Annotated in this window: 14 protein-coding genes; 4 read left to right on the top strand and 10 right to left on the bottom strand. The window is 65.6% G+C overall.

All coding sequences use genetic code 11. From position 1 onward, the window contains the following. Positions 1-91 precede the first annotated feature (91 nt). Positions 92-1,087, top strand: a complete 996-nt coding sequence (locus tag HWX69_RS11390) for a lysylphosphatidylglycerol synthase transmembrane domain-containing protein (RefSeq protein ID WP_178917221.1) — start codon at positions 92-94, stop codon at positions 1,085-1,087. A gap of 11 nt (positions 1,088-1,098) precedes the next feature. Here the strand turns inward: HWX69_RS11390 and HWX69_RS11395 are convergent, their stop codons facing one another. The 7 genes from HWX69_RS11395 to HWX69_RS11425 all read right to left on the bottom strand — a co-directional run bounded on the left by HWX69_RS11395 (position 1,099) and on the right by HWX69_RS11425 (position 9,327). Beyond that, positions 1,099-2,127, bottom strand: a complete 1,029-nt coding sequence (locus HWX69_RS11395) for an NAD(P)/FAD-dependent oxidoreductase (protein ID WP_178917222.1) — start codon at positions 2,125-2,127, stop codon at positions 1,099-1,101. A gap of 41 nt (positions 2,128-2,168) precedes the next feature. Beyond that, the gene (locus HWX69_RS11400) at positions 2,169-2,846 is read right to left on the bottom strand and encodes an MBL fold metallo-hydrolase (RefSeq protein ID WP_178917223.1); all 678 of its coding nucleotides are present in this window, start codon (positions 2,844-2,846) and stop codon (positions 2,169-2,171) included. A gap of 76 nt (positions 2,847-2,922) precedes the next feature. Next, positions 2,923-3,621, bottom strand: coding sequence for a DUF4013 domain-containing protein (locus tag HWX69_RS11405; RefSeq protein WP_178917224.1), 699 nt, complete (start codon positions 3,619-3,621; stop codon positions 2,923-2,925). Positions 3,622-3,814: 193 nt separating this feature from the next. Further along, positions 3,815-5,476, bottom strand: a complete 1,662-nt coding sequence (locus HWX69_RS11410; RefSeq protein WP_178917225.1) for a tRNA uridine(34) 5-carboxymethylaminomethyl modification radical SAM/GNAT enzyme Elp3 — start codon at positions 5,474-5,476, stop codon at positions 3,815-3,817. Positions 5,477-5,511: 35 nt separating this feature from the next. Further along, positions 5,512-6,426 carry a hypothetical protein gene (locus HWX69_RS11415; protein WP_178917226.1) on the bottom strand — a complete coding sequence of 305 codons (915 nt, stop codon included), beginning with the start codon at positions 6,424-6,426 and terminating at the stop codon, positions 5,512-5,514. A gap of 80 nt (positions 6,427-6,506) precedes the next feature. Continuing rightward, positions 6,507-8,648 carry an OB-fold nucleic acid binding domain-containing protein gene (locus HWX69_RS11420; RefSeq protein WP_178917227.1) on the bottom strand — a complete coding sequence of 714 codons (2,142 nt, stop codon included), beginning with the start codon at positions 8,646-8,648 and terminating at the stop codon, positions 6,507-6,509. 49 nt (positions 8,649-8,697) lie between these two features. Next, positions 8,698-9,327: a YIP1 family protein gene (locus tag HWX69_RS11425; protein WP_178917228.1), complete on the bottom strand. Its 630-nt coding sequence runs from the start codon at positions 9,325-9,327 to the stop codon at positions 8,698-8,700. 97 nt (positions 9,328-9,424) lie between these two features. Here HWX69_RS11425 and HWX69_RS11430 point away from each other — a divergent pair, with 97 nt between their 5' ends. Together HWX69_RS11430 and HWX69_RS11435 are read left to right on the top strand one after the other, a co-directional pair. Further along, entirely contained in the window at positions 9,425-9,736 is a 312-nt protein-coding gene (locus HWX69_RS11430; protein WP_178917229.1) for a hypothetical protein, read from the top strand. Further along, the gene (locus HWX69_RS11435; RefSeq protein WP_178917230.1) at positions 9,733-10,350 is read left to right on the top strand and encodes a type IV pilin; all 618 of its coding nucleotides are present in this window, start codon (positions 9,733-9,735) and stop codon (positions 10,348-10,350) included. Before HWX69_RS11430 ends, HWX69_RS11435 begins: the two co-directional genes overlap by 4 nt. Before the next feature lies 1 nt (position 10,351). Here HWX69_RS11435 and HWX69_RS11440 read toward each other — a convergent pair whose 3' ends face one another. Both HWX69_RS11440 and HWX69_RS11445 read right to left on the bottom strand, forming a co-directional pair. After that, entirely contained in the window at positions 10,352-10,933 is a 582-nt protein-coding gene (locus HWX69_RS11440) for an NADPH-dependent FMN reductase (RefSeq protein WP_178917231.1), read from the bottom strand. Between the two features lie 37 nt (positions 10,934-10,970). Next, positions 10,971-11,888, bottom strand: a complete 918-nt coding sequence (locus tag HWX69_RS11445; protein WP_178917232.1) for an HhH-GPD family protein — start codon at positions 11,886-11,888, stop codon at positions 10,971-10,973. 110 nt (positions 11,889-11,998) lie between these two features. Here HWX69_RS11445 and HWX69_RS11450 point away from each other — a divergent pair, with 110 nt between their 5' ends. After that, positions 11,999-12,340, top strand: coding sequence for a hypothetical protein (locus HWX69_RS11450; protein WP_178917233.1), 342 nt, complete (start codon positions 11,999-12,001; stop codon positions 12,338-12,340). Positions 12,341-12,346: 6 nt separating this feature from the next. On the opposite strand, the gene HWX69_RS11455 is transcribed toward HWX69_RS11450, so the two are convergent. Then, on the bottom strand, positions 12,347-13,681 hold the full coding sequence (locus HWX69_RS11455) for a class-III pyridoxal-phosphate-dependent aminotransferase (protein WP_178917234.1): 1,335 nt from the start codon (positions 13,679-13,681) through the stop codon (positions 12,347-12,349). Between the last annotated feature and the right edge of the window lie 37 nt (positions 13,682-13,718).

The raw sequence follows: 13,718 nt of genomic DNA on the forward strand, positions 1-13,718 counted from the left end.
CCACCGTCAGACCCGGAGGAGCTTCATCGCGGGCCTTCGACGACGGTGAGGGAATGTCGTGACCGGGAGCGATGGAGGGGTGGCGTGGCCGATGGACCGTGGTACCACGCTGAAACTCCTCGTGGGGTTCGCGGTCGCTCTGGTTCTCGTCTACCTCCTCGGTGCCGTCATCGGCTGGGACCGAACCATCGAACGGCTTCGAACAGCCGACCTCTACTGGGTCGGCGTCGCCTGCGCGTCGACGCTTCTGTGTCTCCTCGCGTGGACGAAGACGTGGCAGGTCGTGTTGGGGGCCGCCGGCGTCACCGTCCCGTTTCGCAAACTCGTCGTGACGTTCTACGCGGCGACGTTCGCCAACTACATCACGCCGATGGGACAGGCCGGCGGCGAACCCTTCATCGCCTACATCCTCTCGCGGGACACGCAAGCGAACTACGAGGAGAGCCTCGCGAGCGTCGTCACCGCCGACCTGTTGCGGATGTTGCCGTTCTTCAACGTCGGGTTGGTCGGTCTCGGCTATCTGCTGCTCCAGTCACAGCTCCCGGAAGGGACCGAACAGTTCGCGGCGCTGCTGCTCGGACTCGCCATCACCCTGCCGGTCGGTATCGTCCTCGCGTGGCGCTACCGGGACGCCGTCCAGCGTGCCGTCGTGAGGCTGTTCGCCCCACTCGCAGCGCGGACCGACCGAATCACTGTCGACGGCGTCCGAAACCGAATCGACCGACTGTACGAGTCCATCGACCTCATCGCCGAGTCGCCGCGGGACCTGCTCGTCGCCGTCGCCTTCGCCTACGTCGGGTGGGTGCTGTTCGCGCTTCCGCTGTACTTCTCCGCGCTGGCGCTGGGACTCGAGATATCACTGCTGTTAGTGGCGTTTCTCGTCCCCGTGACGGTCATCGCGGGGTCGACGCCGTTGCCCGGCGGATTGGCCGCCATCGAGGGCTCACTCGTCGTGCTCCTGACAGCGCTGTTGGCGTTTTCCGCCGACCAGGCGCTGGCCGTGACGACCATCTATCGACTGACGAGCTACTGGTTCGTCGTCGGCGTCGGCGGCATCGCGACGTTCTGGGTGCTCGCTCGGGTGTAGGCGTCGGGCCGTCACTCGAAATCCGCGATGCGCTCGGCCGCGTCGAATCCGGTTTCGACCGCCCGATGGACGCGGCCCTCACCTGCAGTCCAGTCGCCGGCGACGTACAGTCCGGCCTCCTCGGCGGTCCGAAGCGCCTCGGCGTCCCCGCCGTCGTCCGGGAGTGCGTAGCGCCACCCCTGTCGGTCGGTCCACTCGGGGTCGGCCAGTCGGTCGTCGCAGAGGAGGTCCGCGACCAATCGCGCCGCGTCTGCCTTCACCTCCTCGCTCGGGTCGTCGTAGCGCTCGACGGACCACGCCGGCGCCATCTGGGCGACCAGAAGCGTCTGGCCGTCGGGGACGTGGCCGGACTTTAGTTCCTCGCGTGCGAGCCACCCCACCTCGTGTTCCCGGTCGGTGTCGAGCAGCGCGTACCACGGATATTCGAGTTCGAAATCGTAGTTCAACACGACCGTGTAGATGGTGCGGAACGGGACGGCGTCGACGGCGTCGTGGAGTTCACCGAGCCGGGAGTCGTTCCACGAGGATGCCGCGAGGAGGTCGGCGGTCTGTGGCGCCGGCGGCGTGAGAAGCACCGCGTCGAAGGCACCGAGTTCCTCGCCGTCGGTGTCGTGGAGTCGCCAGTTTTCGCCGTCGCGGTCGAGACGCCCCACTCGCGTCTCGAAGTGTATCTCGGTATCCGTCTCGGCGAACAGTCGCTTTGCGAGTTGCGTGATGCCGGCCTCGTAGGTCCACTTGCGTTCGTCTCGGTCTTCGCCAGGGCCGATTTCGCCGTCGGCACCGAACGTCCAGACCGGCGCCTCGATGTCGGCCAATCCCTCGGACGGCAACGCTTCGGTGAGCAGTCGGTCCACGCGGTCGGATCCGGATTTGACGTAGTTGGCACCGTGGTCGTAGGTACAGCCGTGTTTCCGGCGGGTCGCGGCACGGCCACAGACGCCCCGGGACTTCTCGAAGACAGTCACGTCGCAGTCCGTCTCCCGGAGGCGGTAGGCGGCCGCGGCGCCGGATGCACCGGCGCCGACGATTGCGATGTTCATACTCCGGGTAGGTCCGGCGCGTTCAAAAGCACGCGTTCGCCCTACAACTCTGCCGCGAGTTCCCGAAGCCGGTCGCTCCCGCCGGGGGAAACCGGCCGGCCGTGGCCAACGCAGGCGTGTTCGAACGACTCCCCTGCGACCCGGCGGATGCTGTCGGCGATACAGCCGGTGTCGTAGGAATCCAGCCATGGCGGGGCGACGAACTGGCCATCGGACTCCCAGACGAGGTCGCCGAGCAAGCCGGCGTCGAGGCCGTCGTTGAGGTACACGGTGTGTCCGGGGTTGTGACCGGGCGTGTGAACCGCCCGGAAGCCACCGATTCGGTCGCCGTCTTCGACGGTTCGGAGGTCGAGCTTTTCGAGCGAGTACAGCCGCCTGACGAGGCGATGGAACGCCCCCTTGTGGTGGTTCCACGGTGGCGACCACCGACGGCGGACGAGGTCGGCGTCGGCCGCCCCGATGTAGACGGGGGCGTCGACGTCGAGTCGCGCCAGACCCCCCACGTGGTCGATGTCGTAGTGGGTCAGCAGGATACGGTCGATGTCGGCGCCCTCGTAGCCCGCATCGCGGAGCTCCCCGTCGAGCGAGCGGCGCGGTATCGGCAACCCGGCATCGACGAGCGTCACGTCGCCGTCGTCGACGAGGTAGGCGTTCGAGCCGACCGGCTCGGGCCAACTGACCCCGAGCAGGTACACGCCGTCGGCAACGGGTCGCGCCATATCCGGCCGTTGGAGCGCCGGCGGTATCAACCCAGTGCGTCGGGCGCGTGGAGGAAAGCGTCAGCGGGTCGGACAGTCAGGCCTCGGTGCCGCCACCGATGGCGTCGGGTTCCGGTGGGTCACTCGACCGAACATCACTCCAGGTGTGGCCGATGACGTAGTACGCCGAAACCACGAAGTAGAACGACACGAACACGCCGACGATGGAGCCCAACACGGGGACGACGTTCAACACGCCGGCGATGACCCCGCCGATGAGAATCATCACGAAGGCGGTCAGCCAGCCGACGGCGTACCGCCGGTCGAAGAGGACCAATCGAAGCGTGTCGAACTCGAATCCCGACCCGATGCGGCGCGTTTCGGTGTAGTTCGCCAGGGCTGCCGGCGTCACGTACGCGACGACGAGGTTGAGCGCGAACGCCACCAAGAGGCCGGCGGCGAGTGCGAGCCCACCGAGTGCGGCCGTGTTCTCCCCGCCCGCGAAGCCGAGGAAACCGATGCCGATGGCGAGAAACGCCACGATGGCCGGCAGCAGGCTGTACGCGAAGAGGATGACGAACGCCTTCGCGCCGTCGACTATCATCGCCTCGTAGTCGTCGAACACCGGCGGTTCGTCGTCACCCTCCGAGGTTCGGTCGATGACCCGGAGGATGTACCCCAACGCGAGGAATCCGGGCACGAGAAGCCACGCGAACAACAGACACAACCCACCGATGACGACCGTCTTGACGACGTCGTCGCTCTCCCGTGGGTAGTTGAACGCGTCCTCTATCATCGGTCTTCACCCCACGTTGCCGCCGCGAGTCGAGCCGACTCGCTACCGGCGGTCAGACGACGATACGACAGTGCTTCCGGACGTTCTGGATACATGATTACACCGCATTGCGGTCGAATCGAATACGCCGTCCGAGTATATAGCTATTCGTAGCGTATCCTCCAATAAGCGATTATTACAAGCCGAGCACGACTCAGAGACGCGTCGAGACGTACGGGCCGTCCTGGTAGTAACCCAACTTCTCGCGGTAGTACTCCCGGACGCCGATGCCGGAGATGACCGAGAGCTTGTCGTAGCCAGCGTCCGCGGCCATGTGTTCGGCTTTCTCCAGCAGTCGGCGGCCGTAGCCCTTGTGTTGGTGGTCGGTTTCCGACGCTTGTCCGACGCCGACCTCGTTGCCGTAGACGTGCAACTCCCGGACGAGGGCGGCGTTGCCGAGTTCTCGTCGAACCGGGTCGTTCGGGAACCGCAGTCGACAGAACCCCACGAGCAAGTCCTTCTCGAAGTCCTCGAAGGAGATGAAGTGTTCCGTGCCGCCGGCGACTTCGTAGGTCAACACGTCCATCTCGACGTTCTCGGGGTCTTCGTCGTTCATGCCGACTTCTCGACACCGGATGCAGTCACACTCCCAGCCGTGTTCTTCCATCCGTTTTCGGGCCAACTGTCGGAGGTTGGACTTCCAGACGCCGGCGTCGATGAAGTCCGCGGGGATGTCGCGTTGGACGCGCTGGAGGCGGGTGTAGCGCGGAATCATCGACTTGATTTCGGCGACCAACTCGGCGGCTTCCTCGTTGGTGAGGGGGTCGTACTCCTCGTTGCGCCACATGTCGTAGGTGATTGTGTCGCGGACGACGAGCGTCGGGTATATTTTCAGGTAGTCGGGCCGCCAGTCGGGGCTCTCGAACAGTTCCCGGAAGTCCTCCAGACACATCTCCTTGGACATGCCGGGTTGGCCGGGCATCATGTGGAAGCCGACCTTGAACGCCGAATCCCGGAGGCGGCGGTTGGCGTCGATGCTGGCCTGGACGCCGTGGCCGCGGTGCATCTCCCGGTTGACGCGTTCGTAGGTGGTCTGGACGCCCACCTCGACTTTCGTCCCGCCCACATCCAGCATGCGGTCTATCTGTTCGGGGTCACACCAGTCCGGCTTGGTCTCGAAGGTGGTGCCGATGTTGCGTATCTGGCCGGTCTCGTTTTCGGCGATAACGTCTTCGAGATATCGGAACTCGACATCGTCGGGGTCCGGTTTGAACGACTCCTCCTCGCTGGGAGTCGGCTCGCTATCGAGGTCGTAGTCGTTCATCGCTTCGAGGGCGCGCTTGACGAACCACTCCTGGTAGTCGTGGGAGCGGGCGGTCATCGTCCCGCCCATCAGGATGAGTTCGACCTTGTCGACGGGGTGGCCGATGTTCCGGAGCTGGTGGAGCCGCAGCGTCACCTGTCCGTATGGGTCGTAGTCGTTCTGGACGCCACGGGCCGCGGCGGGTTCCTCGCCCGTGTAGCTCTGCGAGGAGGAGAACTCCGAGGCCGGCCCGCCGGGGCAGTACAGACACTTCCCGTGGGGGCAGGTGTGCGGGGAGGTCATGATGGCCACGGGCGAGACGCCTGAGGCGGTCCTGACGGGCTTGCGCTGGAGAATCGGCTCTAGCTCCTCGCGGCGCTCCTCGGGAGCGTAATCGAGCAACTCGGTGTTCTTCGGCACCTTCGGGGAGGAGTACTCCCGACAGGCGTCCATCTTGGCGGTTTCGAGGTTCTCGCGGTCGATGTCGCCGGCGAGGATGTCAGCTACCAGCGACTCACAGACGCGCTCGAAGGCCTCCGTCTCCGCAGGGTCCGGCTCCGTGTCCGCGCTCATTCGTTGCCGGGACAACGGGGCGCGACGGTAAGTGGCTAGCGGTCCTCGGCGTCGACGGTTCGAACGGTGAAGACGGTCTCCTCGTGTTCGAGACGCGTCTCCGGGCCCACCTCGACCGCTCTGACAGGCGCTTCCGAGAGGTACTGAAACACCAGCGGCGCCGACGCCGTGTTGATTCGAACCGAACGGACCTCGGATAACAGCGGAATCGTATCCCGGAACATCGGTATCGCGCCGATGACCTCCGGAACCACGGAGACAGCGTCCTCCGGGTCGTCGTCGACGCGCTCGAAGACGACCGTCCGCTCGGCGAGTGGACTCCAGACCAGCGTCGCCACGTCCCCGTCGATGCGCGGCGACCCGGTGGGCCGCACCTCGTAGTCGGTTCCGGACACCTCGAACAGCGCGCCGAGCGGAACGTTCTCACCACCGATTTCCCCGTTATCGACGCGAACGTCTTCGATGCGAGCGTACAGCCCCGGCCCCAACACCGGGAGGCTGAACACGTTCGTGATGTTGTGACGGCGACGCCACACGCTGTTCGGGTCGACCGACGTGAGTCCACCGCGGTTTATGTGTGGCGCGAGGATTCGGACCCACCGCGAGCCAGTGTACTTCTGCAGGCCCCACCCCGACGACACGTACAGCGCCGTGTCGCGGTCGTTTCGGAGTCGTATCGGCGCGCTCGGCGCCTCGGGTGTGAACAGTTCTCGGTTCGGCTCTACGGCCATCTTCTCGTCGCCGGACAGTTCGTGGAACAACCTAACCCCCTCTGGCGTGGGGGTGTCGGCGTCGAATCGCGAGTCCGCAGGTGACAACGGACCGCTATCGCTGCCTTCGTCCTCCGGAACTCCTACGGGTGTCACCGTCGGCGTCGAGTCGGACTCCCGGCCGCCGCTACAACCGGCGAGTCCCGCCGCGAGAGCCGCGAGGACGGTCCGTCGGCGCATACTACTCGTTGGGCCGCCGGTGGTAAAACCCAACCGCCGCTGTGGGCGGTTCGTATCGAACTGCAGAAACAGATGACCGCTCAGGCCGAGGCGGTGACGACCTGTTCGGCGAGTGCGTCGACGAGTGTGTCGAGGACGGCCTCGCGCTCACCGGCGAGGAACTCGAGTTTCGGCTCGCGGGCGCCGGGGTTGTCGACGCCGGCCTCCGGCGATTCGAGTTGCAGCGAAGCGACGATAGCCTCCAAATCCAGCGCCGCGTCGGTGCGGATGTGGAGTTCGTCGGTCGCCACGCCGACGACGGCGTCGACGTCGAGCCGTCGGGCGAGTTCGTCCAACAGAAGTCGGGTCGGCGGGAAGTCGTAGGTGTGGGTGTAGGCCTCGGTGTCGAGGACGGCCACGGTTGCGCCGTCGACGCTCCGTTCGTCGAGGTTCGCGGTCGCGGTTTCGAGTTCCGCCTCGAGTTTCCGGCCGAACTGCTCGGAGACCTGCTCTGCGAGCCCGGTGCGCTTCTCGAACAGCAAGTCGACGATGAGTTCGCGCTTGTCCTCGTAGGACTGATAGAACGCCTCCAGTGCGATTGCCTCCCGAAGCTGTCGGGCGGTGTCGTCGTCGACGCCGGCCTCGGCGGCCAACTCGACGTACGCCTCGGGCGTGTCGTCCCAGTAGCTGATGGCCGGCAGGTGGGTTAGGTCGTCGCGAACGTCGCCGTTGACGGCGGCAGCGACGTTGGCCGCGACGGTCGTGGCGGTCCGGTCGGCGACGGTGACGAGCGAGTCGATTTCGTCGACGACTTCGCTGTCGGCGGGCCGGCCGTCGAGGACGACCCGCGGGGCACCGTAGATGTCGAGCAACTCGAGGCCGTCCGTGGAGGCGGCAGTCGAGCCTGCAGCGGCGAAGACGAAAAGCGGGAGTTTCTCGTCGTGACGCTCGCGGTCGCCGAGCATCCGGGTCACGTCCTTCGTCGCGTCGTTCATGTCGTAGACGCCGTCTTCGAGCGGTCGTCGGTCGAAGTAGTGGTAGACGGCGTCGGCGGAGGCGTGCTGTTCTTTGACGAGCGGGAGAATCGCTCGCTCGACGGCGGCGCCGGCGACGTAGCCGTCGGTCGTCGCATCGTGGCGGACGACGACGGGTCGGGATTCGAGGACTGCACGGCGGATGGTCGTCGCCGCGTCGGTGATATCAGCGGTGATGGCTTCGATGGCGTCGTCGTCGGCCAGCGGCTCGACTGAGTCGGCGCTGGCCTGGTCGTCGAGGGCGTCGTCCATCCGCTGTTCGACCTCTGCCTTGGCGTCGGCCTCCAGCTCGACGAGGGATTCGGTTTCGACCTGAATCTCGTCGCGTCGGAGTCGAACCTCGCCGTCGAGGCGGACGTAGTCGTCGGCCTCGATGTCGGGATAGGCGCGAACGCCGGCCTCGACGAAGGCCGCACAGTCGACGACGCCAGTCTCATCGCGGAGTTCGAACACCGTGGGGCCGGACGTCTGGCGGGCGGAGACGACTTCGCCCTCCAGTCGGACCACATCGCCGACGTGTTCTCGGAGCGTCCCCACCGGCACGCGGTCGATGTCGCCTACGGCTTCGTCGGTCTCACTTCCGGCGGCGTCGCTCTCTTCGGTGACCGGTTCGTCTTTGGCCGCGATGTCGGCGAGTTCCTCGTCGCTCGGATTGCCGCCGGTCTGTTCGTCGGCTTTCGCCTCGGTCGCTTTCGCTTCGGTCGGCTCATCCTCCGTCGCCTCCTCGGTGGCCGTCTCCGGTTCCCGTCCTGATTCCGGCTCGGCGGCGGACTCCTCGGTCGATGCGTCGGTGTCGCTCTCCTCGGATTCCGCGTCGTCGCTCTCGCCGTACTCGTCGGCGAGGTAGTCGCCGTCGGGCGAGTCGACGAGAACGCCGCGGAACTCTCGTTCGGACTGGCGGATGGACCAGCCGAGGTCGATGTCGCCGTTGTCTCGGATGTTGTTCACCTGCACGAACACGTCGTCGCCGACCTCCCAGTCGAGGCTCTCGAGTCGCCGGTCGAGTTTGCTCCGGTGGAGCAGTCCGGTGACGTTACCGATGTTGATGAACACGCCGAACTCGGCGTAGCCGTCGACGGTCCCCCGGTAGAAACGGCCTGGGGTCAGTTGGGAGGGCTGGTCGCCTCTGAACTCGAAGACGACGTCCTCCTGGTGGACATCGCAAATCGGCCCGTCGGAAGACGTGCCGCAAATGATACAGTCGGGCATTACTGTGAACGTACAGTCGGGGCTTAAAACGGTTGTCGGATTCTATCCGTTACCGCGGGTCCGGCGTGATGTCGATGCCGACGGCGGCTTCGAACGCCCCGATGCCGCCGAAGGCGAACCCGAAGACGAACAGTGCGGGCACGCTGGCGGCGAGGACTGCCCGCGGCATCGGCGTCTCGTGGACGACGCTGATTCCGACGACCAGCAGAATACAGCCGTACAGGGCGGCGAGCGTCTGTATCGCCGGAACCGGAATCGCCGCGAACGCGCCGGGAGCCGCCGCGTAGGCGATTATTTGAACCGTCTCGCTGACGCCGCCGCGGTTCTTTGCGACGGGAATCAGCGCCAGCGTCCCGACAGCGGCCGCGAGATGCAACACGAGCGGTGCAACGAGAAAGCAGGCCGCAACGAGGACGACCGCCGCCGAGAGGTAGACGCTTCCCGTCGCCGCGGCGATGCGACCGTACCCCGACAGCGTCTCGGGGGCCACGAGGAGGCGCCCCCCGACGTAGGCGATGGCGACGGCGATGGCGAAGGTCAATCCCGGTGCTTGGTCGCCGGGGGCGACCCCGTTCTCGAAGAACCGTCTCGGTCGAAGTAGCACCTCGACCCACGCCCGAGCGAGTCCCCGCGGCCCGCGGGCACGGCCACCGCTCGGGTTTTCGACCCACTGCGTCACGCATCGACGTTGGTGGGGTCGCTGTATGAGGGTTCCGGGACGGAACAGGGTGCGTTATCACCGGGGTATTTAGTGAGTGGCGACCACACCCCGGCGTATGTCCGCCCTCCAACGACGGCGCTTGCTTGCGCTCCTCGGTTCGACCGCAGCGGTCACGGCCGCCGGCTGTATCGACGACTCCTCGCTCCCGACTGACGGCAACGGTGATAGAAACAACGGCGACGGCGGTAACGGCGACGCTGCCGGCGTGCTCCGAGACGGCGCTGTCGTCGATTACCCCTGGATGGTCGATGGCGACGCCTCGGTCTCCGGTGACGAACGCGAGATAATGTACGAGGACCCCGAAGCGACGTTCACCTTCCAGTACGCCTACGAGGGTGGCACCGACGACCCTCCCAACTCCGCGTGAGCAGGGACCTCTCCGGGGAGACGATGGCGGCGTTCATCGCCCCCGTCTACGACGCCGACACCGAGGCGTTCGCGTACCACGTCTTCGCCAACGAGGCGTTCCTCGAGTACGCCGAATGGTACTACGTCTCCGGGCCGTCGAACGACCCGAACGAGACCGGACGGGCGTCCTTCGAGACGGTTGGTTCCGGCGTCTCACGCTTCGTTATCGGCCCGCTCGATGCCGCCACGGCCGGCCTTATCGACGCCCCGCCCGAGGAGGCCCAAAACAGCGGCGGTGAGCTAACGGGTGTCATCCTCGCCGGCGGGTCCGGTGGCAATAGCGGCGGTTCCACACCATCCGTCCCGAACGTGGCGTGGGGCTTCGACTACGACAATGACGCCGAAGCAGTCACCATCACCCACGAGGGCGGTGACACCGTCCAAGGTGCCCAAATCGAGGTCGTGGTAACCACCGCCGACAAGACGACGACCAGCCCCTTCGAGGGAGAAGTGGCGGCCGGCGATTCCGTTGCCGTCGACGCACCACCGAACGCCGTCGTCAGAGTCATCTGGGAGGCCGAAAGCGGCGACTCCGGCTCCGTCCTCGCCAGATGGGAAGGTCCCGACGCCTGACTCAATCGTCGGCACCGACGTTCTGTTCGGCCTCCATCGTCCGTGGGTCGGGTTCGATGTTGGCGTACTCGACCATCCGTCGGCCGAGAGTGTGGATGCGCTCTCGGGCGTCGTCGTCAGTCAGTACGCCGTCCTCGAAGGAGTTGCTGACGCGTGGCAGTGCGACCTGATGCGGGACGACCCACGCGTTGACCGACCGGCCGACCGACCGCAGGTGGTCCAGCGTCGTCGTCGGGAACGACCCGCCGGCGACACACAGCAGGCCGACGGTCGTATCCTCGAACTCGTCGAAGCCGCAGTAATCGAGGGCGTTCTTCAGCGCCGAGGAGTAGGAGGCGTGATACACGGGCGTGCCGAAAATCACCGAATCGGCGGCCTGTACCCGCTCTCTGAGCGCTTCGGCGTCCCCGGCGTCGTCTTCGTCGGCGTCGTACACCGGGAGGTCGAACGTTCGAAGGTCGATACAGTCCGTCTCGACGCCGTCGAACTCGCCAGCAGCGCCAAGCGCCTCCTCGCAGGCCAACCGCGTGTAGCTGCTGTCGCGGAGGCTGCCCACGATGGCGGCCACTCGTACGTCGGTCATACCGCGCGTTGGCGCGGTGGCAATAAATGGGATGTGGTCACTTCCGCAGTCCTGCGACGGGCGTTTCGTCCTCGTCGTCGAGTTCGACTAACCCGTCGGATTCGAGGTCCTCGAGCAGTCCACGGAGCCACTCGCGGCCGTACTCGCCGTCTGGCGTGTAGTCCACGCGGACGCGTGGCCCGAGTTCGTCGAGGGTGAGTTTCTCGAACTCCCGGAGCGTCGCGACGACGCGACCCCGCATCTGCCGACGCGATCCCTCGAATTCGGGTTGTGTGGGAACGTCCGGGGCCGTGAAGTCGCCGCTTTCGTAGGCGTGACACCACGCTCGCCACGGACAGCCGGCCTCCTCACACCGGGGCGTCTTCCCGCAGGCGACGCCGCCCAACTCCATGATTGCGTTGTTCCAGACGCGCGATTCGCCGTCGGGCAGCAGCCTCGACGCCACGGTGCCGAAGGCGTCGTCGTCATCGGGCACGTCGAAGGCCCGATACAGCACGCGCTTGACGTTCGTATCGACCACCGCATCGCCGTTGTTGAACGCGAAGGATGCGACGGCGTTGGCGGTGTAGGGACCGACGCCCATCAACTCCTGTAGTCCCTCCGGCGTCTCCGGGAACTCGCCGTCGTGTTCCTCGAGGACCTCGGTTGCAGCCTCGTGGAGGTACTTCGCGCGGTTGTTGTACCCCAGCGAGTGGTCGGTCCAGAAGCCGACCACGTCGGCGCGGTCGGCGTCGGCGAGGTCCTCGACGGTCGGCCACTCTTCGAGGAAATCGGTCCACGCCTCGACCACGCGGTCGAGTTGGGTCTGCTGGCTCATCACCTCCGAGACCAGAATCTGGTAGGGGTCAGCCGTTTGCCGCCAGGGGTACTCTCGGTGGTCGGACTCGTACCACTCGACGAGCGCCGACTGCACCGCGTCGGTGTCTTCGGGGAGAAACTCGGCGGCGTCGGTCATCACCCTCCGATTTCCCCGCCCGGCGTTTGTGTGTGACGGTTCCGGCGGTCTCGGCGTCGGACGTTCCGTTGAACGAAACCCACTTCCCCGGTCCGGACCGACCGAACGGTATGGGACTGGACGACCTCTCCGAAGACATCGAAGCGACCTACGCCGAGTTGGGCGATGAACTCACCGTGGAACTGGACGCCGAAACGCGCAACGAACTCGCGATGCTCGCTTGCGCCTACGAACCGGAGGACGTGGACGAACTCCTCCGGCGTGCGGTTCACACTTTGTTTCAGGGTTCCGTCGAGACGGGCAACCTCGATTTCCACCTCCGGAGCGGTTACCACGTCACCTACGACGAGTACCTCTCAGGGATGACCTTCGAGGAGATGACCGGCGGTGCCGGCGGCGTGAGCGAGCAGTACCCACCGCAGGACGACAACGCGCGTCGGTATCAGTTCTAAATACGACTAAGCGGCCGCTTCCGCGGCGTCCGACAACAACTCGATTGCCATCGTGATTTCGCGTTCCCGAACGTCCAGCGGCGGCAGTAGCCGGAGCGTCTTGTAGCCACAGCCGAGCGTCAACAGGCCGCGTTTCATCGCCTCGTCCTGTACGTCGTCGCGGCGTTCTTTGGTATCGAACTCGACGGCGAGCATCAGTCCTCGGCCTCTGATGTCGATGACTCCTGGAACGGTGGCGTCGTCGAGTTCCGCGGTCGCCTGCTCCCCCCGGGTGACGGCGTTGTCGAGTAAGTTTTCCTCGTGAATCACGTCGATGGTGAGTGCGCCCTGCATCGAGTCGACGATGTCGCCGGCACCCCACGTCGAGGAGAGTCGCGACTCCTCCTCAGGGAAAATTGCCTCGTTGGCGATCGTCGCGCCGACGCGGGCACCTTTCGCCGCACAGATGACATCGGGTTCGATGGGGAAGCCGTCCGACGCCCAGAAATCGCCGGTGCGTCCCATCCCTGACTGGATTTCGTCGGCGATTAGCAGGATGTCGTGTCGGTCACAGATGTTGGCGACTTCCTGCATGAACGCGTCACTTGGGACGTGGTAGCCGCCTTCCCCCTGTATCGGTTCGAGAATGAGATACGCCACCTCGTCGGCGTTGACGTACCCCGTCTCGGAGTTCAACATCCGGCGGAGTTTCGTGGTGTCGCCAGCGAAGAACCCACACTCACACGTCGCCGCCGTACAGCTCTCGTCCCGACAGAACGGCACGTCGTGGACGGGGCCGATTTCGGGGAACTCCCGGCGATAGATTTCCTTCGAGCGGTTCAACGATAGCGTCCCGAGCGTCCGGCCGTGGAAGGCACCCTCGAAAGTGATGGCGTACTTCCCGCCGGCCCGGTCGTAGCTGATTTTCAGGCCGTTCTCGACGGCTTCGGCGCCGGAGTTCGAGAGGAATACCGTATCGAAGCGCTCCGGGGAAGCGTCGACCAGTCGCTGCATCAACTCGGGCGGTCCCGGGAAATCCACGTCGTCGGGGTCACCCGCCGTCGAATAGAAGTCTTGCCCGGCTATCTTCACCGGGTCTATCATGTCGAAGGCCTCCATCCGTTCGAGCAGTTCGGGGTTGTTGTACCCCAGCGGCGCGGCGCCGACGTGCCCCGTGAAATCCATGAGGACGTTGCCGTCGGCGTCCGTACAGAACGGGCCGATTGCGGGTTCGGTCACGTCCCAGACGAAGTCGTAGACGTAGGTGCTCGGGGCGGCGAGCGAACGGTGGAAATCGACCCGCTCGCGGGCGTTCGGTCCGGGTATCTCGTCGACCTGCGGCGAGGTCGTCTCGCGGTCCATACACGATATTGGGTGAGTCGCGTGTTAATAGTTCACA

It is taken from the genome of Natronomonas gomsonensis, assembly GCF_013391635.1.
GTDB classification, from domain to species: Archaea; Halobacteriota; Halobacteria; order Halobacteriales; family Haloarculaceae; genus Natronomonas; species Natronomonas gomsonensis_A.